27 protein-coding genes are annotated in these 26,382 nt (G+C 58.4%); 7 read left to right on the top strand and 20 right to left on the bottom strand.

The window, feature by feature from the left end; all coding sequences use genetic code 11:
* Positions 1–19: 19 nt before the first annotated feature.
* The gene (locus MARHY_RS03540; RefSeq protein ID WP_014420598.1) at positions 20–424 is read left to right on the top strand and encodes a type IV pilin protein; all 405 of its coding nucleotides are present in this window, start codon (positions 20–22) and stop codon (positions 422–424) included.
* 29 nt (positions 425–453) lie between these two features.
* Here MARHY_RS03540 and ispH read toward each other — a convergent pair whose 3' ends face one another.
* The 6 genes from ispH to murJ form a co-directional block, all read right to left on the bottom strand.
* Positions 454–1,407, bottom strand: a complete 954-nt coding sequence (ispH, locus tag MARHY_RS03535) for a 4-hydroxy-3-methylbut-2-enyl diphosphate reductase (RefSeq protein WP_014420597.1) — start codon at positions 1,405–1,407, stop codon at positions 454–456.
* A 2-nt stretch (positions 1,408–1,409) separates the two neighbouring features.
* Complete coding sequence (fkpB, locus tag MARHY_RS03530; RefSeq protein WP_014420596.1) at positions 1,410–1,862, bottom strand: FKBP-type peptidyl-prolyl cis-trans isomerase; 453 nt, start codon at positions 1,860–1,862, stop codon at positions 1,410–1,412.
* Positions 1,863–1,867: 5 nt separating this feature from the next.
* Complete coding sequence (lspA, locus tag MARHY_RS03525) at positions 1,868–2,389, bottom strand: signal peptidase II (RefSeq protein ID WP_014420595.1); 522 nt, start codon at positions 2,387–2,389, stop codon at positions 1,868–1,870.
* Positions 2,389–5,208: an isoleucine--tRNA ligase gene (gene ileS, locus MARHY_RS03520; protein WP_014420594.1), complete on the bottom strand. Its 2,820-nt coding sequence runs from the start codon at positions 5,206–5,208 to the stop codon at positions 2,389–2,391. The genes lspA and ileS overlap by 1 nt, the downstream gene beginning before the upstream one ends.
* 33 nt (positions 5,209–5,241) lie before the next feature.
* Positions 5,242–6,210 carry a bifunctional riboflavin kinase/FAD synthetase gene (gene ribF, locus MARHY_RS03515; protein ID WP_011784379.1) on the bottom strand — a complete coding sequence of 323 codons (969 nt, stop codon included), beginning with the start codon at positions 6,208–6,210 and terminating at the stop codon, positions 5,242–5,244.
* Positions 6,211–6,328: 118 nt separating this feature from the next.
* Positions 6,329–7,915, bottom strand: coding sequence for a murein biosynthesis integral membrane protein MurJ (gene murJ / locus MARHY_RS03510; RefSeq protein WP_081496550.1), 1,587 nt, complete (start codon positions 7,913–7,915; stop codon positions 6,329–6,331).
* Positions 7,916–8,181: 266 nt separating this feature from the next.
* On the opposite strand from murJ, the gene rpsT reads away from it, so the two are divergent.
* Positions 8,182–8,451 carry a 30S ribosomal protein S20 gene (gene rpsT / locus MARHY_RS03505; RefSeq protein WP_011784377.1) on the top strand — a complete coding sequence of 90 codons (270 nt, stop codon included), beginning with the start codon at positions 8,182–8,184 and terminating at the stop codon, positions 8,449–8,451.
* A 66-nt stretch (positions 8,452–8,517) separates the two neighbouring features.
* On the opposite strand, the gene proB is transcribed toward rpsT, so the two are convergent.
* From proB to rplU, 4 genes are all read right to left on the bottom strand, one after another.
* The gene (gene proB, locus MARHY_RS03500) at positions 8,518–9,642 is read right to left on the bottom strand and encodes a glutamate 5-kinase (RefSeq protein WP_014420591.1); all 1,125 of its coding nucleotides are present in this window, start codon (positions 9,640–9,642) and stop codon (positions 8,518–8,520) included.
* 30 nt (positions 9,643–9,672) lie between these two features.
* Entirely contained in the window at positions 9,673–10,866 is a 1,194-nt protein-coding gene (gene cgtA / locus MARHY_RS03495) for an Obg family GTPase CgtA (protein ID WP_011784375.1), read from the bottom strand.
* 136 nt (positions 10,867–11,002) lie between these two features.
* The gene (gene rpmA / locus MARHY_RS03490) at positions 11,003–11,263 is read right to left on the bottom strand and encodes a 50S ribosomal protein L27 (protein ID WP_011784374.1); all 261 of its coding nucleotides are present in this window, start codon (positions 11,261–11,263) and stop codon (positions 11,003–11,005) included.
* Positions 11,264–11,298: 35 nt separating this feature from the next.
* Positions 11,299–11,610, bottom strand: coding sequence for a 50S ribosomal protein L21 (gene rplU / locus MARHY_RS03485; RefSeq protein WP_011784373.1), 312 nt, complete (start codon positions 11,608–11,610; stop codon positions 11,299–11,301).
* Positions 11,611–11,851: 241 nt separating this feature from the next.
* Between rplU and ispB the strand changes: the two genes are divergently transcribed.
* Positions 11,852–12,820: an octaprenyl diphosphate synthase gene (gene ispB / locus MARHY_RS03480; RefSeq protein ID WP_023009250.1), complete on the top strand. Its 969-nt coding sequence runs from the start codon at positions 11,852–11,854 to the stop codon at positions 12,818–12,820.
* A gap of 14 nt (positions 12,821–12,834) precedes the next feature.
* On the opposite strand, the gene MARHY_RS03475 is transcribed toward ispB, so the two are convergent.
* Positions 12,835–13,821: a glutathione S-transferase family protein gene (locus MARHY_RS03475; RefSeq protein ID WP_014420589.1), complete on the bottom strand. Its 987-nt coding sequence runs from the start codon at positions 13,819–13,821 to the stop codon at positions 12,835–12,837.
* A 152-nt stretch (positions 13,822–13,973) separates the two neighbouring features.
* On the opposite strand from MARHY_RS03475, the gene MARHY_RS03470 reads away from it, so the two are divergent.
* Entirely contained in the window at positions 13,974–14,894 is a 921-nt protein-coding gene (locus MARHY_RS03470; protein ID WP_014420588.1) for a LysR substrate-binding domain-containing protein, read from the top strand.
* A gap of 82 nt (positions 14,895–14,976) precedes the next feature.
* A complete protein-coding gene (locus tag MARHY_RS03465; RefSeq protein WP_041654568.1) occupies positions 14,977–16,503 on the top strand; it encodes a WS/DGAT/MGAT family O-acyltransferase in 1,527 nt (508 codons plus the stop codon).
* A gap of 25 nt (positions 16,504–16,528) precedes the next feature.
* Here the strand turns inward: MARHY_RS03465 and MARHY_RS03460 are convergent, their stop codons facing one another.
* Entirely contained in the window at positions 16,529–17,176 is a 648-nt protein-coding gene (locus MARHY_RS03460; protein ID WP_041654567.1) for a DUF2057 family protein, read from the bottom strand.
* 269 nt (positions 17,177–17,445) lie between these two features.
* Here MARHY_RS03460 and MARHY_RS18905 point away from each other — a divergent pair, with 269 nt between their 5' ends.
* Positions 17,446–17,649, top strand: coding sequence for a DUF6316 family protein (locus MARHY_RS18905; RefSeq protein ID WP_011784367.1), 204 nt, complete (start codon positions 17,446–17,448; stop codon positions 17,647–17,649).
* A gap of 32 nt (positions 17,650–17,681) precedes the next feature.
* Here the strand turns inward: MARHY_RS18905 and MARHY_RS03450 are convergent, their stop codons facing one another.
* The 8 genes from MARHY_RS03450 to glyA form a co-directional block, all read right to left on the bottom strand.
* Positions 17,682–18,206, bottom strand: a complete 525-nt coding sequence (locus MARHY_RS03450; RefSeq protein WP_014420585.1) for a phosphatidylglycerophosphatase A family protein — start codon at positions 18,204–18,206, stop codon at positions 17,682–17,684.
* On the bottom strand, positions 18,203–19,150 hold the full coding sequence (gene thiL / locus MARHY_RS03445) for a thiamine-phosphate kinase (RefSeq protein ID WP_014420584.1): 948 nt from the start codon (positions 19,148–19,150) through the stop codon (positions 18,203–18,205). Before thiL ends, MARHY_RS03450 begins: the two co-directional genes overlap by 4 nt.
* Before the next feature lie 3 nt (positions 19,151–19,153).
* On the bottom strand, positions 19,154–19,630 hold the full coding sequence (gene nusB / locus MARHY_RS03440) for a transcription antitermination factor NusB (protein WP_014420583.1): 477 nt from the start codon (positions 19,628–19,630) through the stop codon (positions 19,154–19,156).
* The gene (ribH, locus tag MARHY_RS03435; RefSeq protein ID WP_011784363.1) at positions 19,630–20,106 is read right to left on the bottom strand and encodes a 6,7-dimethyl-8-ribityllumazine synthase; all 477 of its coding nucleotides are present in this window, start codon (positions 20,104–20,106) and stop codon (positions 19,630–19,632) included. The genes nusB and ribH overlap by 1 nt, the downstream gene beginning before the upstream one ends.
* Before the next feature lie 48 nt (positions 20,107–20,154).
* Positions 20,155–21,270, bottom strand: coding sequence for a bifunctional 3,4-dihydroxy-2-butanone-4-phosphate synthase/GTP cyclohydrolase II (gene ribBA / locus MARHY_RS03430; protein ID WP_011784362.1), 1,116 nt, complete (start codon positions 21,268–21,270; stop codon positions 20,155–20,157).
* Positions 21,271–21,334: 64 nt separating this feature from the next.
* Positions 21,335–22,450: a bifunctional diaminohydroxyphosphoribosylaminopyrimidine deaminase/5-amino-6-(5-phosphoribosylamino)uracil reductase RibD gene (ribD, locus tag MARHY_RS03425; RefSeq protein WP_014420580.1), complete on the bottom strand. Its 1,116-nt coding sequence runs from the start codon at positions 22,448–22,450 to the stop codon at positions 21,335–21,337.
* Positions 22,447–22,965, bottom strand: a complete 519-nt coding sequence (nrdR, locus tag MARHY_RS03420; protein WP_011784360.1) for a transcriptional regulator NrdR — start codon at positions 22,963–22,965, stop codon at positions 22,447–22,449. Before nrdR ends, ribD begins: the two co-directional genes overlap by 4 nt.
* A 72-nt stretch (positions 22,966–23,037) precedes the next feature.
* Complete coding sequence (gene glyA, locus MARHY_RS03415) at positions 23,038–24,291, bottom strand: serine hydroxymethyltransferase (RefSeq protein WP_014420579.1); 1,254 nt, start codon at positions 24,289–24,291, stop codon at positions 23,038–23,040.
* A gap of 387 nt (positions 24,292–24,678) precedes the next feature.
* Here glyA and ettA point away from each other — a divergent pair, with 387 nt between their 5' ends.
* Positions 24,679–26,340 (top strand): energy-dependent translational throttle protein EttA, encoded by a 1,662-nt coding sequence (gene ettA, locus MARHY_RS03410; protein ID WP_014420578.1) that lies wholly within the window; start codon positions 24,679–24,681, stop codon positions 26,338–26,340.
* Positions 26,341–26,382: the final 42 nt, after the last annotated feature.

The raw sequence follows: 26,382 nt of genomic DNA, 5'->3' as shown, positions 1-26,382 counted from the left end.
AGAGTAAGGATCTATTACCTTGAAGATTCAATCGAATGCCGGTTTCACATTGGTCGAGCTCATGATCGCGGTTGCAATCATCGCGATCATAGCTGCAATAGCCCTGCCGCTCTACCAGAACCAGGTGGAACAAACCCGACGAACCACAGCCCAAGCAGACCTGTTGGAACTGGCCCAGTGGATGGAAAGACGCTACTCAAACGGCTTTGACTACAGAGATGGTGGGAATAATCCAGTATTGCCCTTCACGCAATCGCCGCAAACAGGCACAGCGTTTTATAACATCAGCTTTTCCGTGAACGCGACGCGCGACACCTATACTCTGCAGGCGGTCCCCACGGGTGCTCAAGCCAATGATGATTGCGGCACGCTGACGCTGAACGATGAAGGCGTCAGAGGCGCAGCCCAGGCGGGCTGCTGGTAACATCAAAACGAATTGATAGCCCTTCAGGTTCAGTCGATTTGAAGGGCTTCAATCCTCAGTTCTTTCGGCATCGAGAAGACAATGTTCTCCTCCCGGCCGGAGACTTCCTCGGGTTCTTCCCCGCCCAACTCCTTGAGTCGGGCAATCACGTCGGCAACCAGCACCTCCGGAGCCGACGCTCCAGCAGTGACTCCTACAGCCTTCTTGCCCTCAAGCCATTGCGGCTCTATCTGGGCAGCCTCATCAATCAGGTAGGCAGGCGTGCCCATGCGTTCCGCCAGTTCCCGCAGGCGATTGGAGTTGGAGCTATTGGGAGAGCCCACCACCAGCATCAGATCACAGTCACCGGCCAACTGCTTGACCGCGTCCTGCCGATTCTGGGTGGCGTAGCAGATGTCGTCTTTGCGGGGGCCTTCGATTTTCGGGAATTTGGCGCGCAGGGCGTCGATTACCCGTGCGGTATCGTCCATGGACAGCGTGGTTTGGGTAACGAATGACAAACGGCTGGGGTCTTTCACTTCCAGCTTTTGTACGTCGGCTTCGTCTTCCACCAGATAGATGTCGCCGCCGTTACTGTGATCGTATTGGCCCATCGTGCCTTCCACTTCCGGGTGTCCATGGTGGCCAATCAGGATGCACTCGCGGCCATCACGGCTGTAACGCATCACTTCCATATGCACTTTGGTGACCAGCGGGCAGGTAGCGTCGAACACTTTCAGGCCGCGCCGGGCGGCTTCGTTCTGTACCGCCTGGGATACGCCGTGGGCACTGAAGATCACCAGTTTGTCGTCGGGCACTTCGTCCAACTCGTCGACAAAGATCGCGCCCCGGTTGCGCAGGTTGTCTACCACGAATTTGTTGTGAACCACTTCGTGGCGCACGTAGATGGGCGCTCCGAACACGTCCAGCGCGCGGTTGACAATTTCTATGGCACGGTCTACGCCGGCACAGAAGCCACGGGGGTTAGCGAGTCGAATGTGCATAATCAGTGTGTCGGCCCTGCTGGTTCAACGTCGATAATCTGAACTTCAAAGCTCAGTGTATGCCCTGCCAGCGGGTGATTAAAGTCCACATCCACCTGGTCACCTTCTACCCGCTTGATCACACCAGGCAGTTCCTGCTGGCGCGCGTCGGCGAAGGAAATCACCACACCCGGCTCCAGAACCATGTCAGCACTGAATTCGTGGCGCTTGAAGGTCTGGATATTGCTGGGGTTGTGCTGGCCGAAGGCTTTTTCCGGCGGCACTTCAAAGGTTTTGTGGTCGCCGGCTTTCAGGCCCATCAGGTAGGCTTCAAAATTTTCCGGCAGGTTTTCATCACCGATTTCCAGGGTAGCCGGCTCTTTGTCGAAGGTGGAATCCACAGTTTCGCCGTCTTCAAACTTCAGGGCGAAGTGCAGTTTTACTCGGGTTCCCTTATCGATGGGCAGTTCTTTCATGGGGTTCAGTTGCTCCTATCAGCATCGCCGCTGGCACCAGCGGGTTTGCGGAATGCATCGATGATCATCATGGCAGCACCAATGGTGATAGCGGTGTCGGCCAGGTTAAAGGCCGGGAAATGCCAGTCCTGCCAGTAGAAATGCAGGAAGTCCACCACGTAACCATGCACCACCCGGTCGTATACGTTGCCGATGGCGCCACCAAGGATCAATACGATGGCAATCGCGGTCCAGGTTTCATCGGCTTTGAGTTTTCTCAGCCAGCCCACCAGCACCACACTGACCACGACCGCCAGGGCGACAAAGAACCAGCGCTGCCAGCCGGCGGCATCGGCCAGGAAGCTGAATGCCGCGCCAGTGTTGTGCAGTAGCGTCAGGTTGAAACTGGGCAGTACCGGTACCGGGTCACCGTAGGTCAGCATAGCCGTGGCTATGGCTTTGGTGCCCAGGTCAATGGCGATGACCAGCAGCGCCAGCCACAGCCATTTCAATTTACTGCCAGTGCTTTCAGTCATGACCGCATCCATCAGGCGTATGCACGGGTTTCACCCGGGCCTTCCACATTGGTCACGCAACGGCCACACAGATCGCTGTACTGCTCGTTCTGCCCCACGTCTTCACGGTGGTGCCAGCAGCGCTCGCACTTGGCGTGAGTCGCCGGGGTCACCTTCACCAGCAGACCTTCCAGGTTGGTTTGCTCTACGCCGGCCGCTTCGCTCACCGGCCTAACGGTGGCTTCAGAGGTAATCAGCACAAAGCGCAGCTCTTCACCAAGATAGTTCAGACGCTCGGCCAGGCTACCTTCGCAGTACAGAGTCACTTCCGCGCTCAACGAGCCTTTGATTTCACCACGGGCACGGACTTCTTCCAGGCACTTGTTGACCGCTTCTTTCACGGCATAGATTTCTCGCCAGTAGTCACGGCCTAACTCGAAGCCTTCAGGCAGCGCACTCAAGCCCTCGTACCAGGTTTCGTAGAACACGGTGTCGCCGCGCTTGCCCGGCAGGTGCTGCCAGATTTCATCAGCGGTGAAGCTCAGGATTGGCGCAATCCAGCGCACCAGGGCTTCGGCTACATGATAGAGCGCGGTCTGGCAGGAACGTCGCGCCAGGCTGTCGGCCTGGGTGGTGTACTGGCGGTCCTTGATGATGTCCAGGTAGAAGCCACCCAGGGTGGCTTCACAGAAGTTGTACACCTTCTGGTAGATCCGAAGGAAGGCATAGTTGCCGTAGTCTTCGTGCAGTTCGTTCTGGAGCTGCAGGGCGCGGTCGACCATCCAGCGGTCCAGGGCAATCATGTCTTCCGGCGCGACCATATGCTGGTCCGGATCAAACCCGGTCAGGTTGCTCAACAGGAAGCGTGCAGTGTTGCGGATACGGCGATAGCCGTCTGCAGTCTGGCGCAGGATATCCTTGGAAACGCTCATCTCACCGCTGTAGTCGGTGGCAGAGACCCACAAACGCAGGATGTCTGCACCCAGCTCGTTCATGACTTCCTGTGGGGCGATAACGTTACCCAGGGACTTGGACATCTTGTAGCCCTTGGCATCCACAGTGAAGCCGTGAGTGAGCACTTGCTTGTACGGCGCCACGCCATTCATGGCAATGGAGGTTTTCAGGGATGACTGGAACCAGCCACGATGCTGGTCAGAGCCTTCCAGGTACATATCGGCCGGGAACTGGCCCAATTCTTCACGTACCCGCAATACAGAGTCATGGGTGACACCCGAGTCAAACCAGACGTCCAGGGTATCCAGCACTTTTTCGTACTGGTCAGCATCGGCGCCCAGCAGTTCGTTCTGGTCAATGTCGTACCAGGCATCGATGCCGCCGGTTTCCACCGCCTGGGCGACTTTCTCGATCAGCTCCTGGGTGTTCGGGTGCAGCTCCTGGGTTTCCTTATGGATAAACAGGGTGATCGGCACGCCCCACGTGCGCTGACGAGAAATACACCAGTCCGGGCTCTGCTCGAACATGGCCTCGATGCGATTCTGGCCCCAGGCCGGCACCCAGCGCACGCCTTTGATGGCTTCCAGGGCATCGGCGCGCAGGTTAAGCTTGTCCATGCTGATGAACCACTGGGGCGTAGCCCTGTAGATCAGCGGGGTCTTGGTGCGCCAGCAGTGCGGGTAGCTGTGGCGGAATTTTTCCGAGCGTACCAGCTTACCTTCGCGTTCCAGCGCGGCGCATACCGGCTCATCGGCCTTGTATACGTGCACACCAGCGAATTCGCCGGCCGCGTCGGTATAGGTGCCGTCGGCTTTCACCAGGTTGAGGGTGCCAATGCCGTATTCCTTACCCACCACGAAGTCTTCCATACCATGGTCAGGCGCTGTGTGTACTGCACCGGTACCGGCGTCCAGGGAAACGTGGTCACCCAGCAGCACAGGCACTTGCTTGTCGTACACCGGATGTTGCAGCAACTGGTTTTCCAGTGCGGAACCGGAGACGTTGGCCAGCACTTTGTAGTCTTCCACACCCCAGCGAGCCATGATGCCCTGCACCATGTCCGTGGCCAGAATCATTCGCTCAGCGCCGTGGCCGACATCTAACTGTACCAGTGCGTATTCAATATCGGCACCGATGGACACCGCCTGGTTGGCGGGAATCGTCCAGGGAGTCGTGGTCCAGATCACCAGGGATACATCGCCCTCACCTTCGCTGGTTCCGAAGGTTTTCAGTACGGCGTCCTGATCCACGACAGTGAAGCGCACGTCAATCTGGGTTGAAGTTTTGTCCTGGTATTCAACTTCGGCTTCTGCCAGTGCGGACTGACCAACCACACTCCAGTAAACCGGCTTGAAGCCCCGCACCAGGTGGCCCTTGGCGACGATCTTGCCCAACGCCCGGACAATGCCCGCCTCCACTTTCGGATCCATGGTCAGATAGGGCTTGTCCCACTCACCCATCACGCCCAGGCGGATAAAGTCGGCCTTCTGGCCTTCGATCTGTTTGGTGGCGTAGTCTCGGCAGGCTTGGCGGAAGGTTTTGTAGTCCACCTTCACGCCGGCCTTGCCGATTTCCTGCTCAACCTTGTGCTCGATGGGCAGACCGTGGCAATCCCAGCCCGGCACGTAGGGTGCGTCGTAGCCCATGAAACTGCGGGATTTCACGATCATGTCTTTCAGGATCTTGTTGACCGCATGCCCGATGTGAATGCTGCCGTTAGCGTAGGGAGGGCCATCGTGCAGGATGAACTTCTCACGACCTTGGCGCTGCTTGCGCAGATTGCCGTAAACGTTCAGGTCCTGCCAGTGCTTGAGCATGTCCGGCTCGCGCTTGGCCAGGTTACCGCGCATGGGGAACGCAGTTTCCGGCAGATTCAGGGTATGCTTGTAGTCGCTCATGTCTGTGTGCGTACTCTTGGTTGGTCAGTTGAATCAGGTTTCCGGGGTGGCGGGGTTCTCCGCCAACCAGGCCCGGGCATGCTCAAAATCCCGGGCGATCTGTTGCCGAAGTTCGTCAACAGAGTCGAATTTCACTTCGTCCCGCAGGCCATGGCGGAACACGACTTCCAGGTGCTGGCCATAAAGTGTGCCAGCAAAGTCAAACAGGTGCACTTCCAGCGATGGTCGCTTGCCATCTACCGTGGGGCGCAGGCCGATGTTCGCCACGCCATCACGCCATTCCCCGGTATCGAGCCGGGCCCTCACCACGTAAACCCCTCTCAGCGCCGGCATCTGATGCAGCAGGATATTGGCGGTGGGCGCGCCGATCTGCCGGCCCAGCTGCCGGCCATATACCACCCGCCCATGGATCCGGTAAGGGTGCCCCAAGAGTCGCTCGGCTTCCTCAAGTCCGTTCACATTCAGGGCGTTGCGCACCCGGGTGCTACTCACCCGCTCTCCGTCCACGACAACGGTGCGGGTATTCTCAACTGTAAAGCCCCGTTCCTGCCCCACGCTTTGCAACAGCCTGAAGTCGCCGGCCCGGTCGCAGCCGAAGCGGAAGTCGTCGCCCACCACCAGGTGACGAACCCCAAGGCCATGGATCAGCACATCCTCGATAAAGCCCATGCCGGAATAGCTGCGGAAGGTTTCGTCAAAGCGGATACACAGCACCACATCAACGCCTTCGCCAAGCAGAGCTTCAAATTTCTGGCGAAACGGCATCAACCGGGGAGGCGCTTCCGCCCCCTTGAAAAATTCCTGGGGCTGAGGCTCGAAAATCATCACCACAGACGGCAGGTTAAGTGCCTGAGCCTTGCCTCTGACCTGATCGATGATGGTTTTGTGGCCCCGATGAACGCCGTCAAAGTTGCCGATAGTGGCCACGCACCCATCGGCCAGCGGAGAATCCGCACTTCCCGCGATACGCTTGAGATTGGTCAGGCCTCGAATCAGACGCATGTACTGCGAACCCTAATGCTGCCAATGGCTTTCGGCGCGCCGGCGCGAACGCGCGACGCACTGGTGAGAAAACGCGCGATTATACCCCAGGAGCGGGCGTGGTAGAAATGACGATGCCTTACTTCTGGCGGAATTGCCGCACGCGAACACCTGCAAGGGCCAGCGCAACAAAATAGGCGAGAACCCCAGCCACAACCAGAATCGTCATTTCCGAAGCCCTCTGCAGGCCAGTAAAGGCCAGCCATTGGCCAACCGGCACGTTCAGCCAGAGGATCACCGCTGCCAGCGCGCTGTTCGCAACCGCCAGCTGCATCAGGAACTTCGGCCAGCCCGACTGGCTTTTCCAGGCGCCTTCCTTGCGAAGTCCGCGCCAGAGCAGATAACCGTTGAGCCAGGCAGAAAGCGATGTCGCCAGCGCAAGCCCGGCATGCGCCAGCGGCACGATCAGCGCCAGGTTAAACACCATATTGGCGACCATGGCGATCACACCAATCTTTACCGGGGTTTTGGTATCTTCCCGGGCGAAAAAACCCGGTGCCAGCACCTTGATCAACATGAACGCCAACAAACCCGCAGAATAGGCCCGCAGACTTTGTGCTGACATCGCGACATCGCGATCGGTCACTTCGCCGTAGTGGAACAGAGTTGCGATCAAGGGCTCTGCCAGCAAAGCCAACGCCAGGGCGGCCGGCACGCCGATCAGCAGAACGGCCCGCACAGCCCAGTCCAGGGTCGCCGCAAACTGGTCCGCAGATGCTGCCGCATGCTTGCGCGACAGACTGGGCAGAATCACCGTGGCGATCGCAATACCGAACACCCCCAATGGCAACTCCGACAAACGGTCGGAGTAGTACAGCCAGGACACGCTCCCGGTTTGCAGGAAGGAGGCCAGCACGGTATCCAGTAACAGATTGATCTGGCTGACCGAAACCCCGAACAGCGCCGGCGCCATCAGCTTCAGGATACGGCTTACCCCTTCGTGCCGATAATCGATCCGGGGCCTGGGCAGAAGCCCCAGGCGCATCAGAAACGGCAACTGGAAAAACAGCTGCAAGGCCCCGGCAATGAACACACCCCAGGCCAGGGCCATCACCGGCTCATCCATCACCGGTGTGAGGAAAATGGCCGCCGAAATCATCGCCAGGTTCAGCAAGACCGGAGTGAAGGCCGGCACCGCAAACCGGTCATAACTGTTGAGAATGCCACCCGCAAAGGCGGTCAGGGATATCAACAGCAGATACGGAAAGGTAATGCGCAGCATCTCGCTGGTGAGCGCAAACTTGACGTCGTCACCCAGAAATCCTGGCGCAAACACCGCGGTCAGCACCGGCGAGCCGAGCATCGCAACAAGAGTTACCGCCAGAAGCACCAAACCCAGAGAACCGGCCACGGCATCTACCAGGCGTTTCACTTGCGAAATATCCTGCGTTTCCCGATAGGATGACAACACCGGCACAAAAGCCTGAGAAAACGCACCTTCGGCAAACAGACGCCGGAGGAAGTTGGGAATCTTGAATGCCACAAAAAACGCGTCAGCCCCCGCTCCCGCGCCAAAATAGCGGGCAATCACCATATCCCGAACCAGCCCCAACACCCGGGACAGCATGGTCATCATCCCGACCACGCCAGACGATCTCAACAATCCCGGCGCCCTGGGCGGTTCTGACTTCCCTGTTGAGGGTGGCTTTCGTTGTTCGGAAGACATGATTTCGGCGTCCAGAATCCTGAGTGGAAGCTACGGGCCATCTCGGTAATCCACAAGGCGGAGTAACGCCCCCCGGCCAGCCCCAGCGCTGCGATGCCGGAGTGTATCACAGGGCTTTGCAGGCGAGGCACGAACCGTGCGGCGGCCTTGACATTTCGGGCATTCAGCGGCATAGTTCCGCGTCATTTATTTCGACGCGCTGGTTTTGGCGCGCCCGCGATGTAAAAATTTCTTTTTTATAGCAACGAATTTTCAGGAGTTTTACGGTGGCAAATTCCCCGCAAGCCAAGAAGCGCGCTCGTCAGAACGAGAAAAACCGCAAGCATAACGCCAGCCTGCGTTCCATGGCACGCACCTACATGAAAAAGGTCGACGCCAAGATCAAGGCCGGCAACCACGATGAAGCCCAGGCTGCTCTGAAAGAAGCTCAGCCGATCATGGACAGCATGGTCAACAAAGGCATCTTCGCCAAGAACAAGATTGCTCGCCACAAGAGCCGTCTGAACGCCAAAATCAAGGCTCTGAAAAGCGCCTGATTCTGTGCGAAATAAAAAAACCGGCTAATCAGCCGGTTTTTTTGTGTCTGAATCAAGCGAAAAAGATCAAACCACCACCAGATTATCCCGATGGATCATCTCCTCATCGGACACATAACCCAGAACATCATTAATGCGATCACTGGACCGGCCCGAGATGGCCCTGGCTTCATCAGCATCATAGTTAACCAGCCCCCGCGCGATTTCTTTGCCAGTCAGATCGACACAGGAGACCATCTCCCCCCTCCGGAACTGCCCGGACACAGCCTTCACACCCACCGGCAACAGACTCCGTCCACCCTGGCGCAACACCTTCACCGCACCATCATCCAGCGTGAGCTTGCCCCGGGTTTGCAAGTGACTGGCAATCCACTGCTTTCTGGCCGCCAGCCGCCCCTGCTCCGGCAACAGCAAGGTACCAATCACATCACCCTGGCGTAATCGGGCAATCACATGCTCAATCCGGCCACCAACAATCACCGTAAACGCGCCTGAGCGGGCCGCTAACCGGGCCGCCCTCAGCTTGGTCTGCATACCACCGCGCCCGAGCGCTCCGGCACCACCGCCGGCCATGGCATCCAGCTCGCGATCTTCCGCCCTGCGCTCGGTCACAAGCACGGCATCGCCGTGCTTGCGGGGGTCTTTATTAAACAACCCCACCTGATCGGTCAGAATAATCAGACCATCCGCCTCAATCAGATTAGCCACCAGCGCACCCAGGGTGTCGTTATCACCAAAGCGGATCTCGTCGGTCACCACCGTATCGTTCTCGTTCACGATCGGCACCACACCGTAATCCAGCAACGTACGCAGGGTACTGCGGCCGTTCAGGTAACGCTTGCGGTCGGAGAGGTCGTCGTGGGTCAGCAGAATCTGCGCCGTATGGATATCATGGCGCTTGAACTGGGCCTCCCAGGTCTGCACAAGCCCCATCTGCCCCACAGCAGCCGCAGCCTGCAACTCGTGCAAGTGCTGGGGGCGAACTGTCCAACCAAGGCGACTCATGCCTTCGGCGACCGAGCCGGAGGACACCACCACCACCTCCACCCCTTCGGCAATCAGCTCTGCGATCTGATCTACCCACAACCCCAACGCGGCCACATCCAGACCTTTGCCATCATTGGTCAGCAAGGCACTACCGATCTTGACCACCAGGCGGCGGGCCTGTCGAAGCTGAAGGCGTTCACTCATGATAGCGGTACAGTCTCTTCCGTTAGTGAGTTATTCCGGTGCGTAAACCACTTCAACGTCGTAATCATCGTCGTCAAAGTCGTCGTCATCATCCGCGTTACGGGCCGCTCTACGGGCCTGACGATCCGCCTCAATTTTCTGACGGGCCTCTTCGTCCATGCGACGCCTGCGCGCGGCTTCCTGCTCAGCGAAATCGGGATTGTCGGCTTCCTGCTCGGCCTGCTCCTCAATCCAGCGCATCACGGCCTGCACCAGAGGTTTGGTGCCCTCACCACTCAGCGCGGAAATGCGGAACACAGGCCCCTCCCAGCCAAGCTCATCAACAATGGCCTGACAATGGGCCTCACGATCTTCCTCGGCGACCATATCGACCTTGTTCAGCACCAGCCAACGAGGACGGCTGGCCAGCGTTTCACTGAACTTTTCGAGTTCGTGGGCAATCGCCCTGACCGCGTCGGCCGGGGACGAGCCGTCATAAGGAGCAACATCCACCAGGTGCAGCAACAAGCGCGTCCGGACCAGGTGCTTCAGGAAACGAATACCAAGCCCCGCACCCTCGGCTGCCCCCTCAATCAGACCAGGAATATCCGCGATAACAAAGCTTTGATGAGCCTGCACACTGACCACACCAAGATTCGGTACCAGGGTGGTGAAGGGATAATCCGCTACCTTCGGGCGCGCGGCGGAAACCGACCGGATGAACGTAGACTTGCCAGCATTGGGCAAACCCAGCAAACCGACATCGGCCAGAACCTTCAGCTCCAGACGCAGATTACGCGCCTCACCCTCAGACCCTTTGGAGGTCTGACGAGGAGCACGATTAACGGACGACTTGAAACGGGTATTGCCAAGGCCGTGAAAACCACCCTGAGCCACTTTCAGACGCTGACCTTCTTTGGTGAGATCACCCAGCACTTCATGAGTATCCATATCCACCACCGTCGTGCCAACTGGCACCGGCAGCACCAGATCTTCGCCTTTGGTACCGGTGCAGTTACGGCCAGCGCCCGGCTCACCATTCTGGGCCTTGTATTTACGCTGAAAGCGGTAATCAATCAGGGTATTGAGTGCGCTGTCCGCCTCCAGATAGACGGAACCGCCATCCCCACCGTCACCGCCGTCGGGACCACCCTTTGGCACGTACTTTTCCCGCCGGAAGCTCAGGCAACCATGCCCGCCTTTACCGGCTTCAACAATGATGGTGGCTTCGTCTACAAATTTCATACGCCAAATGCCTTTGCATAAACTAAAAAGCCCCGCAGCCTCAAGGAAGCTTTGCGGGGCTCCGGATTCACCTGAGAACTGACTAAATCAGCATATCAGGCAAACCCAAGGTTCAACAGAACCGGATCGCCGCTGCTTACGCAGCCGGAACGATGCTTACGAACTTGCGGTTCTGCGGGCCTTTGGTTTCGAACTTCACCTGACCTTCCGCTTTCGCGAACAGGGTGTGGTCCTTGCCAATGCCTACGTTGCTGCCAGCGTGGAAACGGGTGCCACGCTGACGAACGATGATGCTGCCTGCAGATACAGACTCGCCACCGTAGCGCTTGACACCAAGTCGTTTCGACTCGGAATCGCGACCGTTACGGGTACTACCTGCTGCCTTTTTATGAGCCATTACCAGCCTCCTTCATTAAGGGGTTATTCGAGGGCTTAGCCCTGGATACCCGTGATCTTGACTTCAGTAAACCACTGACGGTGGCCCTGACGCTTCATGTGATGCTTACGACGACGGAACTTGATGATGTTCACTTTGTCGTGACGACCGTGGCTAACCACTTCTGCGGTCACCTTGGCACCTTCAACAACCGGAGCGCCAACTTTTACGTCGTCGCCATTGGCAACCAGAAGAACACGATCAAACTCAACGGAACCGCCGGTTTCAACTTCCAGCTTTTCCAGCTTCAGAGTTTCGCCTTCTTTTACACGGTGCTGCTTACCACCGCTAACAATAACTGCGTACATTCATAGTCTCCGCGATTGACCCATCCCTGCTCTTATCCACCTGGTTCTAAGGGAAGCGCTCTGGCGACCCTATTGCAGGGAGCGCAGGTTGGGATGAGTTGGGCGCGTGATTGTACGAAAACCCGTCGACCAATACAAGCCGGATTCCGGCTCAAGTTGACACTGTAAGCAGCAATACCTAGCATTGCCGCGACCTGCCCGAAAACTCAACGAAAACACCAGCAAGGGACTTACCGGCCCGATGACAGCCCAGCGCATCTACGACACCGTAGCGGATGATTTCAGCCGCGTTAACGACCTTATCATCAAGCGGCTCGCTTCCGATGTCCCGCTGGTTGAGAAAATCGCCCAGTACATTATCGAAAGCGGCGGCAAACGCCTGCGACCTTTGCTGGTTCTCCTGGCCAGCCAGGCCGCCGGCTACCAGAAAGACGATCATCTGAAGCTGGCTGCCGTGATTGAATTCCTGCATACCGCCACCCTGCTGCACGACGATGTGGTAGACACCTCCGATATGCGCCGCGGCCGCAGCACAGCCAACGCAAAATGGGGCAACGCGCCCAGCGTGCTGGTCGGCGATTTCCTCTATGCCCGGGCCTTCGAAATGATGGTCGAGCTGCAGAGCCTGCCGATCATGAACGTGCTGTCGCACGCCACGGCCGTTATTGCCGAGGGCGAGGTCATGCAGCTGATGAATGTGAAGAACCCGGACTTGAGCGAAGACCAGTATATGGTCGTTATCCACAACAAGACCGCCATGCTGTTTGAAGCCGCGTCCCACACGGGCGCCCTGCTGGCCGGAGCCAGCAGGGAACAGGAAAATGCCCTGAAAGACTATGGCAAACACCTCGGGCTGGCATTCCAGCTGGTTGATGACGTTCTCGATTATCAGGGCGATGCCGAAACCATGGGCAAGAACGTGGGAGACGACCTGGCGGAAGGCAAAACCACCCTGCCGCTGATCTACGCCATGGCCAATGGTAGCGAAGCCGAAAGGCAACTGATCCGCCAGGCCATCCGGAAGGGAGGGCTGGATGACCTGCCGAAGGTACTGGATATCGTTAAGGCGTCCGGTGCCATCGAATACACCATGACAAAAGCAAAAGAGCAGGCGCAGATCGCGAGAGACCTGCTGGCCTGCCTGCCGGGCTCTGAGCACCGGCAGGCGCTGGAATTATTGACCGAAGTGGCGGTAGCCCGGGTAAGCTAGTCAACCAGGCCCATTCAGCCGAGATGTTCACGCCCGTGGGGTGCTTCGAATTCCAGCTCTGGCCCCACCGGCACAATCTGGGTTGGGTTTATGGTGCGCTGACTTACATAGTAGTGACGCTTGATCTGGCCCAGATCCACGGTTTCAGCCACGCCCGGCACCTGATATAGCTCCCGCACATAGCCGGACAGATTCGGATAGTCGCGGATCTGCTGGCGGTTGCACTTGAAGTGGCTGTAATACACCGCATCAAACCGGATCAACGTGGTGAACAGCCGCCAATCGGCCTCGGTTAGCCGGTTACCGGTGAGATAGCGCTTTTCCGCCAGCCTTTCTTCCAGCCAGTCCAGGGAGTCGAACAGGGCCTGATAGGCCTCCTCATACTTGTCCTGCGCAGTGGCGAACCCGGCTTTATAAACGCCATTGTTCACCGTGTGGTAAACCCGTTCATTCACCGCCTCGATGTCACCACGCAGGCTTTCCGGGTAGAAATCCCGGTCGTTATTCACGCCCTCAAGGCCATCAAAGGCGGAATTGAACATCCGGATAATGTCTGCGGATTCATTACTGACAATGGTTTCGCGCTCTTTGTCCCACAACACCGGCACCGTGACCCGGCCAGAATAATGCGGGGCGGCACGGGCATAAATCTGGTGCATGAAGTCAAAATTATACAAGTCGTCTTGATGTTCTTTGCGACCGGGCCGGAACTCCCAGCCGTTTTCCACCATGTCCGGGTGCACGACAGACACCGAAATATGGTTCTCCAGACCTTTGAGCTTCCGGAAAATCAAGGTGCGGTGGGCCCAGGGGCAGGCCATGGAAACATACAAGTGATACCGGCCACTCACTGCAGGAAAACCACCCTCTCCGGCCGGCCCGGCAGAGCCATCAGCGGTTACCCAGTTTCGGAACCGCGCCGCTTCGCGCTCAAACTTGCCGCCGGTTCTGCCCGTGTCATACCACTGATCGTGCCAACAGCCGTCAACCAACAAGCCCATAACTACCCTCCTGCGAGGTCAACCACCATGAAATTTGCCCTGATGAAGTGTGATGGGGCCGACCCGGTTCTGAATTAATAGAGACAGGCTAACGGCTGTGCTGCTAGGCTGATAGCAAGCATTTCTGGCAAACACTTTCAGATTATTCGAACATGCATACAGCCATTACCATCGACGCACTCAAAGTACTGGACGCTATCGACCGCAAGGGCAGTTTTGCCGGTGCCGCCAGCGAACTGTTCCGGGTTCCCTCGGCCATCAGTTACACCGTTCAGAAGCTTGAGGAAGACCTCAGCGTCAGTGTCTTTGACCGAACCGGCCACAAAGCCGTGCTCACGCCCGCCGGTCGTTACCTGCTGGAGGAAGGCCGCTCGCTGCTTGAAGCCGCCGAGAACCTGGCTCACTCTACCCGCCAGGTAGCTCAGGGCTGGGAAACCAGGCTTAGAATAGGATTCAACTCGCTGCTGCCGGCACAATGCCTGTTTCCGGCGATTGACGCTTTTTACCAATTGGGCGTTCCAGTGGATGTACAGGTGGTGGAGGAGGTCTTTGCAGGCGCCTGGGACGCCCTGCAAAGCCGGCGCGTCGACATGGTGATCGGCGCAGACCAGCTCAGCAAGCCCGCCGGAAGCTTTACCACCAAGCCACTGGGCGAGATACCTTTCGTCTTTGCCGTGGCGGCCAACCACCCTTTGGCCCAGGCAGAAGAACCCCTGAAAGAAAGCGACATCGCCCCATTTCCCGCTGCCGTTGCCGCCGACACCTCCCGCGCGCTGCCACCCGGCCATGCCGGCATCTTCCGGCGCCAACGAACCTTGACCGTCACCAACATCGACCAGAAAATTGCCATACAGGAAGCAGGCCTTGGCGTTGGCTGGCTGCCCTTGCCACGCATCCGGGAGGCACTGGCTTCAGGCCGGCTGGTGGCGAAAGCCGTGCACGAACCACGCCCCCCGATCGCCATTCACCTGGCCCGCCACAGTGAAGACAAAGGCAAGGCACTGATGTGGTTCTGGAACCGGCTGAGCGAAGACCAGAGCCTCAGCCAGTGGCTCAAGCCTGCCGATTCCTGAGGCAAAGGGGCCAACCGGCGAATTCACGACCTGAAGTATACTGACCAGCCGAATACAACGAGAAACACAAGGAGTGCGTTCCATGCGTCAGCTGTCGGAACTGGATGCCTCGTTCCTGTATCTGGAATCGGACACCACCCCGATGCACATCGGCGGCATTTATCTGTTCGATGCCAGCGGGCTGTCCAACCCACTGGCATTCAGCACCTTCGTCGCCTATCTGCGCAGCCGGCTCCACGTGGTACCTCTGTTCCGCCAGAAGCTGAAAGAAATCCCTCTCCGGCTTGGCCGCCCCTATTGGGTGGACGACGCCGATTTCAGCATCGAGCGGCACCTGGCCTACGTAAACCTTGGCGAACACGGCAAGCAGGCCAGCCTGATATCCCTGGCCTCGAAGATTCTTGAAGAGCCGCTGAAACGGGACCGACCACTCTGGCACATCACCTTTGTCGATGGTTTCCGGATCGACGATCCGGAGGGTGAAAAAGAAGGGTTTGCACTGATCGTGAAGCTGCACCATGCCGCCATTGACGCGTTTAGCGGTGAGGAAATCATGGGCAAGCTACTGGAGTACACACCCAGCCCGAGAACCATCACGCCACCACGTCCCTGGCTGCCAAGGCAGGAACCTTCAGAAGAGCGGGTTTTCCTGCAGGCCGGCGCCAACATGCTGAAAACGCCGATGCAGCTGGCCTCTCTGGCCTATAACGCCGCCGAAGCCACCACCCGTGGGCTGATCCAGAAGCAATTACACAAGCTGCCATTGCCACTGCCCTTGTTCACCGCGCCCCACAGCCCCTTCAACCGGCAGATTACCGCCAACCGGCGAATTGTCTCAACCAGCGTGGACTTGTCCCGGCTCAAAGCCATCAAGGGCTCATTGGTCGACGTCACCCTGAATGATGTGGTCCTCGGCCTGTGTGCCGAATCCCTGGCCCGATACCTCGCCAACCAGAACATAGAAACGAAATCCTCGCTGGTCGCCATGACGCCGATCTCGGTTCGTTCCAGCAGTCTTCGCAAGGCCACCGGCAATCAGATGTCAGCCATGTTGCTGGACCTGGCCACCGCAGAACCCAACCCGGCAGCCCGGATCCGGCGAATTCACCGCAATGCGGTTGAATCCGAGCCCTACCGTGAAGCCATAGCCGCAGACCGGCTGACCGAGCTACTTCCGTCAACGCTGCTGGCACTGTCCGCCCGCCTGTATTCCGAGCTGCAGGTCGCACAGCGCTACCAGCCACTGTTCAACGTGCCGATTACCAACGTACCGGGCCCGCAGGTACCGCTGTACCTGCAAGGTGCCCGACTGGTGCGCCAGTACAACAGTGCCCCATTATTCGACAGCCTTGGGTTGGTGATTGTTGCGGTCAGCTACCAGGGCCAGCTCACCCTGAACTTTACTCTTTGCCCGGACGTGGTCGCCGACAGCGACCAGCTACCGGAACTGGTACACGACAGTCTGGAAGCGATAGAGAAAGCTGCAGCGGAGCTGGGCCCCGATCAGGGCCATGAGCAGTTTCCGGAACCACAACACAACATGACCGACGATGTCCTTGCCTACGTGGAAAAACTGCTGAAAGGCGGGCTGGGCAGATTCAGAAGATAGCCGGGCCCGCAGGCCCGGCGCCGGGTTATTCGAATGCCCAACGCAAAAAGGCTTTCTTGTCTTCATCAGAAGCATCGGCCCAAATGGCTTTGAGCTGCTCCAGAGTGCTGCCTTCCTGGGGTCGGCTGGTGCTCTCGCCCCCGGAAGCCGGAACCGGAGTGCGGCTGTCCGTCAGCCGGGACTGTCCGTCCCACTCCTCAGATACCGCCACGACAGTGCCATTGCCGGCAACGATCTTTGCTGAAAAGCTCTCCATCATGGTTTCGGCTTCCTGGCGACTTGCCGGCTTATCAAACTCGAAACCATAGACTGCGTCCGGGCTCGCCGTGAAACGCGCCACCTGAGTGCTGCTCTCGATAACATGCACTTTGGATTCGCCGTTGCGTACCACACCACTCTTCGCCCAGATGGTTTTGTAGCGGAACACCACCTCGTTCTCTCCCGGCAACAAACCGTAGTCCAGTGCCAGATCCTCAATCAGGAAGTTGGTCATGTTCCGACCATTCACACTGATCACCTGTATCTCACCGGGCGCCTGCAGCACAGCCGGTTTTGTCGTCGCCGGCAACTGGCCTTCCCAGGTATCCACTCTGGCCACACTCGATGCACAGCCCGCCATGACAACGCTCGCCAGAACAGCCAGCAACTTGAAAAGCCTTGGAACGTGACACATACTCACTTCATCTCCTTATCCATAGGGATGGCCGTTGGCACGGCCTGCAATGTTGAGGACAACTCTGCCAAGCATTCTGACCATCCGGGCGGATCAGAGCAAGGCACGCAACGGAATTCACTTTCACTGCAGGAAGGTCCGGAATGTGACGCCCAACGTAAGAATGTAAAAAATTGTTGAATTCGGCTGCAATTGGATTAATTTTAAACAAGTCGGCTTACACAACGCACAGCCCGAGAAGAAAAGAACAAGTGGGCTCAGGAGAAACCATGGACACTCAGCGCAGGACAGGAGAGCAAGGCCCCGTCCCGTTTCGCAGCAGTCGTTTTTTCTGCGTAGGGAGCAAATGGTACTTTACAACCCGCGAGGGCTTCGATAGCGGGCCTTTTGCCTCAAGAGAGCGGGCAGAAGTCGGCCTTAAACGCTTTCTGCATGTTGTTCGCATGCTGCCAGAAGAGCAGCAGGTGCACTAACCCACCCGACAGACCGAATGGGTGATGCCCCGCTAGATAATATAGGGCATCACCCAGACGTCAATCGCCCAAAGGCAACCCAGCGCCATGGCCCCGGCGACGACATCGTCCACCATAATCCCGAGCCCGCCGGGCAAGCGCTCATCCAGCCAGTTAATGGGCCAGGGCTTCCACACGTCAAACAGCCGGAACAGCATGAACGCCATGAGCACCCCGTAAAGCTGATCCGGAAACAGGCCCAGGGCAATCCACATCCCCACAAATTCATCCCATACAATACCGCCGTGATCATGCACTTTCAGGTCTGTCGCGGTTTTGCCACACAACCAGATACCCACCAGAAACGCCGCCAGAACCACGAGCCAGTAGGCCAACGGAGGCATCCAGGAAAAGGCATACCAAACCGGAATAGCGGCGAGGCTACCCCAGGTTCCCGGCGCTCTGGGCGCTGCACCGCTGCCAAAACCGAAGGCCAACAGGTGGACCGGGTTTTTCAGAAAGCCAGGGGGCAAGATGACCTGGGCGGCGTCCGGTTCATGCATCAGCTCATCACTCATGCGGGTCTCCCAAAGTGCTCATATCCTTGAATGACGCCAGAGACCGGCCCGCTCAGCTGAAGGCCAGGCTCCGAAGTAATCTCTCCAATGACCGTCAGCTCACGGGCCACAGAGTCGTCAAGAGTGCCGAAGGTTTCTGGCGGGATGGTGATGCAAAGCTCATAGTCATCTCCTGCTCCCAACGCCAGATCCCGGGCGTTCTCACCCTTTAATGCAATCAACTCTGCCATCATCGGTATACGTCCCGTGTCGATTCGCGCTCCGGCCCCCGAGGCATCAAGGATATGGCCGAGATCCGCCAGGAGCCCGTCAGAAATATCTATGGCAGAGGAGGCACAGCCCGCCAGCTGCTGACCCAGTGACAGACGAGGCTGCGGGAAATGATAACGTGACAACAAGGCGAGCTGGGCCGGTGAGGGCGCGGGGGCAGCAAGGTAATCAAGAGCGGCACCGGCCGCCCCGAGCGTGCCGCTGACACATATCAGGTCGCCGGGCTTCGCGCCGGATCGATACAGCGCACGCCCACTCTCAACAGTTCCGTGCACCTGGATGCTGATTGTCAGGGGGCCGCGGGTAGTATCTCCGCCCGCCAGGGCGATACCAAAGGCTTTGCTGGCCCGGGCCAGCCCCTCTGAAAACGGCTTCAGCCAGCCCTGATTGGCGTCTGGCAAGGTTAAAGCCAGAGTAAAACAGACCGGGCTTGCGCCCATCGCGGCCAAATCACTTACCGCAACCGCCAGAGCTCGCCATCCGAGATAATCTGGCGAATAATCGGAAGGAAAATGAACGCCCTCTACCAGGGTGTCCACAGAAAACACCAGATCCAGCCCCGGCGATACCCGCTGGATCGCACAGTCGTCGCCGGGACCGAGAAGGAGCTGATCCTGCCCGGCACCATCGGCCAGCGGCTGGAAATACTTCCGGATCAGCTCAAATTCACCCATGAATCAACGCGGGCGGGTCTCGGCCAGGCGAAGCCGGCGGCTGAGTTTGTCCAGAATGCTGTTCACGAACTTGTGCCCTTCGGTGCCACCAAAGCGCTTGGCCATTTCAATACCCTCGTTGATGACCACTTTATAGGGCACATCGATGCGGTGTTTCAGCTCATAGGCGCCCAGGCGAACGATCGCCAGTTCAACCGGGTCGACCTCCTTGAGGGGACGATCCAGAAACGGCTCCAGCAGTTTGTCGAGCTCTGCCTGCTCGCGGTAAACGCCACGCAGAAGGTCCCGAAAATACATGATATCGACCTTGCTCATGTCGTTGTCGACCATGAACTCGGCTTCGATATCAGAAATCGGCGTTTTGCTGAAGTGCCGCTGATACAAACCCTGCATGGCCAGCGCCCGTGCCCGGCGGCGATCGCCTGCCTTGGGCTGGCCGGTTTTCCCCGGCTGGGGAGAAGTGTCACCCGCTTCGCTCATTACTCACCCAACTTTTTGAACAGACTGACCATTTCCAGGGCAGTAATGGCGGCTTCCGCGCCCTTGTTGCCGGCCTTCGTGCCGGAGCGTTCGATGGCCTGCTCAATGGAATCTACGGTCAATACGCCGAAGGTAACCGGGACATCGGTTTCCAGGCTGACAGCGCCCAGGCCGCTGGAGGCCTCGCCCGCCACGTATTCAAAGTGGGGAGTACCACCACGAATTACCGCGCCGAGGGCAATAATGGCGTCGTAGTCCGAGGTTTCGGCAACACGCTTGACCGCCAGTGGCATTTCATAGGCACCCGGCACACGGATAATGGCAATGTCATCATTGGAAATGCCGTGACGACGCAAGGTATCCACTGCACCTTCCACCAGACTTTCCACCACAAAGCCGTTAAACCGGCCAACCACCAGCGCATAGCGGCCGCTGCACTGGGTAAAATCACCTTCAATTACTTTGATATCTGCCATCTCGGGCTCCTTCACGGGTCATCGCCTTATTGGCGATAACCGGGTTTATCATTCGGGGGCGTAAGGTACGTATTCCACCACTTCCAGGTCGAAACCGGAGATGGCGGAGAATTTAACCGGCGGACTGAGCAGGCGCATTTTACCGACTCCAAGATCCCGGAGAATCTGGGAACCGGTACCGACGGTAAAATACACGCCGGAACTGCCCTTGCCTGAGGATCCCTGCCCTTTGTCAAAGAACTCCTGAATCCGGTCTTCCAGGTTGTAGCTGTCTTCAGCACTGTTAAGCAGCACCACCACGCCTTTGCCTTCTTCCGCAACCTTCTCCAGTGCGTGATGCAGCGGCCAGCTCCGGGAATCTTTGCGGCGTGCACCCAGCAGATCGCGCAGGGTATCGGTAATGTGCACACGCACAAACACCGGCTCCTCCGGCTGGATATCGCCCATTACCATAGCCAGATGGGTAGCACCCTGGATATTGTCCCGGTAGGTGTGCAGTTTGAACAGGCCGTACTCGGTATCCAGTTCGTTCTGTTCTACGCACTCCACCGTGCGCTCGTTCATAGTGCGGTAATGAATCAGGTCTGCGATGGTGCCGATCTTCAGATCATGCTCTTCTGCGAACTTCTCCAAATCCGGGCGCCGTGCCATGGAGCCGTCATCATTCATGATTTCACAGATCACACCGGCAGGCTCACAGCCAGCCAGGGCCGCCAGATCGCACGACGCTTCGGTGTGACCGGCACGGCTGAGAACGCCACCAGGATCGGACATCAGCGGGAAAATATGTCCCGGTTGAACGAGGTCAGAAGCCTTGGCATCCCGGGCAACCGCTGCCTGCACGGTACGAGCCCGGTCCGCTGCAGAAATTCCCGTGGTAACACCCTCACGGGCTTCGATAGACAGGGTAAATTTGGTTCCGAAGCCAGAAGCATTCTGCTGAACCATCAACGGCAGACCCAGCTGTTCGCAGCGATCACGGGTCATGGGCATACAGATGAGTCCGCGGCCAAAGCGTGCCATGAAGTTGATGGCCTCTGCCGTGCAGTGCTCCGCCGCCATCACCAGGTCGCCCTCATTCTCGCGATCCTCATCATCCATCAGGATGACCATTTTGCCCTGGCGAATGTCTTCAATGATTTCTTCAATGCTGTTCAGTGCCATACGGTTCTGCACCCTTTCACCCCTCCCGACAGTCTAGCCGGTTCACGGGGAATGGATTGAATGATTAGTGGCGAGCCAGGATCAGACGCTGATCCTCACCCACCTGACGACGATCCAGCACCTTCCATTGCACTTTGTCGGCCATGGTCTCCAGCGGCAAATGCGCTGTCGGCCTGCCGGTACTACCCAGGAAAACCGGGGCCTGGTAGAGCCAGAGCTCGTCCACAAGATTTTCACCGATGAACGTACCGGCCAGCGTAGGGCCGGCTTCAACCAGCAACTCGTTAATACCAAGCTCTCCCAGCGCGTCCAGCAACTCGGCGACATCAACACCGTTATCTTTCCAGGCAACCCCGGTCAGGCTGACGCCCAGCGCAGCCAGATCCTGGGCCGGGCCGGAGGCCAGTGTCGAACTGGCGCAGAATACCTGCACATTGCCACCCTGAAGAATCCTGGCGGTGGCCGGCGTACGGGCATCCCGGTCGGCGATCACCCGCAACGGCTGCCGGGACGGATCCGTGGCATCGCCGATATCGCCCATCTCGTCCCGCCGAACGGTCAACGAAGGGTCATCCGCCAGTACCGTACCTACCCCGGTGAGGATGGCGTCGCTGATCGCCCGCAAACGCTGCACATCCGCGCGCGCCTCCGGGCCGGTTATCCACTGGCTTTCACCACTGGCCATGGCGGTCCGGCCATCAAGACTGGCCGCCATCTTCAGCCGAACCCAGGGGCGGCCGGTATTCATACGCTTCATGAAGCCAGGATTCAGACGCGAAGCCTCATCGGCCATCACGCCTTCGGTCACCCGTATGCCAGCCTCCCTGAGCATATCCAGCCCCCGACCGGACACAGACGGGTTGGGGTCTTTGGTAGCGGCAAACACATGGGCCACACCGGCATCTATCAGTGCCCGTGCGCAGGGCGGCGTGCGCCCGTAATGGCTGCAAGGCTCCAGCGTAACGTAGGCGGTGGCTCCCCGAGCCTCATGGCCTGCCTGGCTCAAAGCACGCACTTCCGCATGGGCTTCACCGGCACGCTCGTGCCAGCCCTCGCCCACAATCAGATCGCCTTTGGCAATAACACAACCAACACGGGGATTGGGATGGGTGGAATAGCGACCGCGCCAGGCCAGTTGAACGGCCCGGGCCATCATTGCCCGATCACGGTCTGAAATCATGCCTTGCCTTTGTCTGTACCGTTATCCACCAATGCCCTGGCAACATCCACCGCGGTATCGCCATTGCCCTGGGACAGCCGCTCGATCTCTTCCTTGAACTCGTTGATGTCCTGGAAACTGCGGTAAACCGACGCAAAACGCACGTAGGCAACCTTGTCCAGTTGGCGCAGCTCGGTCATTACCTCCTCACCCAACTGCATCGACTTGACCTCACGCTCACCTGTCGAGCGGAGACGATACTTGATACGGTTCAGGGCGGCATCGATTTCCTCAATGCTGACCGGACGTTTTTCCAGAGCTTTCATGATGCCGGCCCGCAGCTTTTCTTCATCAAATGGCTGCCGGGTACCATCCTGCTTAACGACCCGGGGCATCACCAGCTCGGCAGTTTCAAAGGTGGTAAATCGCTCACGACAGGACAGACACTCCCTGCGGCGGCGAACCTGGTCACCCTCGGCCACCAGGCGTGAATCAATCACCTTGGTATCGGCTTCACCACAGAAAGGACAATGCATAAATCACCTGCTCCGGAAAGAAAGAACCCGGGCACTCACCGGAGCGCCCGGGCTGACCTGTCTCTAAGCCTGTTAGCCGTAGACCGGGAACCGTGCGCAGACAGCTTCCACCTGCTCCCGCACACGGCTATTAACCGCTTCGTCTTCAAGGTTATCGAGGATGTCACACATCCAGCCTGCCAGATCCCGACATTCGGCTTCCTTGAAGCCGCGTGTGGTCACCGCCGGAGTACCAATGCGCAGTCCGGACGTTACGAACGGTGAACGAGGATCGTTCGGCACGGCGTTCTTGTTCACGGTAATGTGCGCTTTGCCCAGCGCGGCATCCGCGTCTTTACCGGTAATGTCCTGTTTGATCAGGCTCACCAGGAACAGGTGGTTCTTGGTACCACCGGAAACCACGTCAAAGCCGCGCTCGATGAACACCTCTGCCATGGCGGCGGCGTTCTTCACGACCTGCTGCTGGTAGGCCTTGAACTCGTCGCTCATGGCTTCCTTGAAGCACACGGCCTTGGCCGCAATCACGTGCATCAACGGGCCGCCCTGACCGCCCGGGAACACAGCAGAGTTCAGCTTCTTCTGCAGATCTTCGTCGTCACAGGCCAGGATCAGGCCGCCACGTGGACCGCGCAGGGTTTTGTGCGTGGTGGTCGCAACTACGTGGGCGTGAGGTACCGGATCCGGGTAGACGCCAGCGGCGACCAGACCAGCCACGTGGGCCATGTCAACAAACAGATACGCGCCCACCTTGTCGGCGATGGCACGGAAACGGGCAAAGTCCAGCTCCTGCGAGTAAGCAGAGAAGCCCGCGATGATCATTTTCGGCTTGTGCTCGACAGCCAGAGCTTCCACTTCGTCATAATCGATCAGACCGGTCTCCGGGTTCAGGCCATACTGAACCGCGTTGTAGATCTTGCCGGAGAAGTTCACGCTGGCACCGTGGGTCAGGTGGCCACCGTGAGCAAGACTCATACCCAGAACGGTATCACCGGGCTTGAGCAGCGCCATGAACACCGCAGAGTTGGCCTGTGAACCGGAATGCGGCTGCACGTTGGCGTAGGCGGCACCAAACAGCTCCTTGGCGCGGGCAATGGCCAGATCCTCAGCGATGTCCACAAACTCGCAGCCACCGTAGTAACGCTTGCCGGGGTAACCTTCAGCGTACTTGTTGGTCAGCACACTGCCCTGGGCTTCCATCACCCGCGGGCTGGTGTAGTTTTCAGACGCGATCAGTTCGATGTGTGCTTCCTGGCGCTTTTCTTCCGCCTGCATAGCGTTCCAAAGTTCGTCATCGAAACCGGCGATTTTCATATCACGAGTAAACATGGATGTGCTGCCCCTGTCTGTATGGCTGGCCCGGCGATGCCTCTTTGCAAGCCGGAACCCCTGAAAAATTGGGCCGCTATTCTATCTTGAAAGCGGGTTAAAAATCATCCTTTATGCCGTCCGCAGATACCGGCACACCGGAGGCTGTCAATTGCTATCGCGGAACGCTTTAGATACCTTACCCGGTTATTGTTCTCAGGTACCGACGTCCGTGGTATCGGCCTTCGGGGTGAGCGATCCGGGATACGCTGTAAATACGTCCCTGTACGCTCGACAAAATCATCCCTGATTTTGACGATCCCGGATCGCTCACCCCGAAGTCCTCGATCAGTCGCCTGACGTGCTTTCATTTTTCAAGCTACTGTTTGATAAAAGGAATATGCCAAAATGGCTCAATACGTATACACCATGAACCGCGTGGGCAAGGTGGTACCGCCCAAGCGGGAAATTCTGAAAGACATCTCTCTGAGCTTCTTTCCGGGCGCCAAAATCGGCGTACTTGGTTTGAACGGCGCCGGTAAATCCACCCTGCTGCGTATTATGGCGGGTGTCGACCAGGATTACATCGGTGAGGCCCGGCCACAGCCCGGCATCAATGTGGGCTACCTGCCGCAGGAGCCTGAATTGGACGAGGAGAAGACCGTAAAGGAAATCGTTGACGAGTCCGTCTCGCACGTACACAACGCTCTGGCGGAGCTGGACAAGGTTTACGCCGCCTACGCCGAGCCGGATGCGGACTTTGACGAACTGGCCAAGAAACAAGGCGAACTGGAAGCCATTATCCAGGCTACCGATGGCCACGACATAGAGCGCAAGATGGAAGTGGCGGCAGACGCCCTGCGACTGCCGGCCTGGGACCAGAAGGTCAAGGTGCTGTCCGGGGGCGAGCGCCGCCGTGTGGCCCTTTGCCGCCTGCTGCTGTCCGGCCCTGACATGCTCCTGCTGGACGAGCCTACCAACCACCTGGATGCCGAATCCGTGGCCTGGCTGGAGCGCTTCCTGCACGATTACGACGGCACCGTTGTCGCCATCACTCACGACCGTTACTTTCTGGACAACGTCGCCGGCTGGATCCTGGAACTGGACCGTGGCCACGGCATTCCGTTCGAGGGCAACTACAGTCAGTGGCTGGAGAACAAAGAGAAGCGCCTGGAGATGGAGGCCAAGCAGGAGGCCGCTCACCAGAAAGCCATCAAGCACGAGCTGGAATGGGTACGCACCAACGCCAAGGGTCGCCAGTCCAAGAGCAAGGCGCGCCTGGCCCGCTTCGAGGAGATGAGCTCCCAGGAATTCCAGAAGCGCAACGAAACCAACGAACTGTATATCCCGCCCGGACCTCGCCTTGGCGACAAGGTGATCGAGGTGGACGGCATCAGCAAGGCCTTCGGCGACCGCCTGCTGTACGAGAATGTCTCGTTCCACGTTCCACCGGGTGCGATTGTTGGCATCATCGGTGGTAACGGCGCAGGCAAATCCACGCTGTTCAAGATGGTCGCAGGCATGGACAAACCGGATTCCGGCACCATCACCGTTGGTGAAACCGTGGAACTGGCCTATGTGGATCAGATGCGCGATCTCGACGGCAGCAAGACTGTATGGGAAGAGCTTTCCGACGGCCAGGACATCATCAAGGTCGGTAACTACGAGACCCCGTCCCGGGCCTACGTGGGCCGCTTCAACTTCAAGGGCACTGACCAGCAGAAACGGGTGGGCGACCTGTCCGGCGGTGAGCGCAACCGCCTGCACCTGGCCAAGCTGCTGAAACAGGGTGGCAACGTGCTGCTGCTGGACGAACCCACCAACGACCTTGACGTGGAAACCCTGCGCGCTCTGGAAGAAGCCCTGCTGAACTTCCCGGGCTCCGCCCTGGTGATCTCGCACGACCGCTGGTTCCTGGACCGGGTAGCGACCCACATCCTGGCGTTCGAAGACGACGGCGAAGTAGTCTACTTCGAAGGCAACTTCACCGATTACGACGCCGACTTCAAGAAGCGCAAAGGCGACTCCGCCATGCAGCCCAAGCGTATGAAGTACAAGAAACTGGCGTAACCGATGACCGGGCCGGCCTTCGCGTCGGCCCGCTTGCCCTCC

It is taken from the genome of Marinobacter nauticus ATCC 49840 (assembly GCF_000284615.1).
Lineage (GTDB): Bacteria > Pseudomonadota > Gammaproteobacteria > Pseudomonadales > Oleiphilaceae > Marinobacter > Marinobacter nauticus.
The sequence above is the reverse complement of the archived record's forward strand: the minus strand, read 5'-3'. Positions and strand labels throughout refer to the sequence as shown.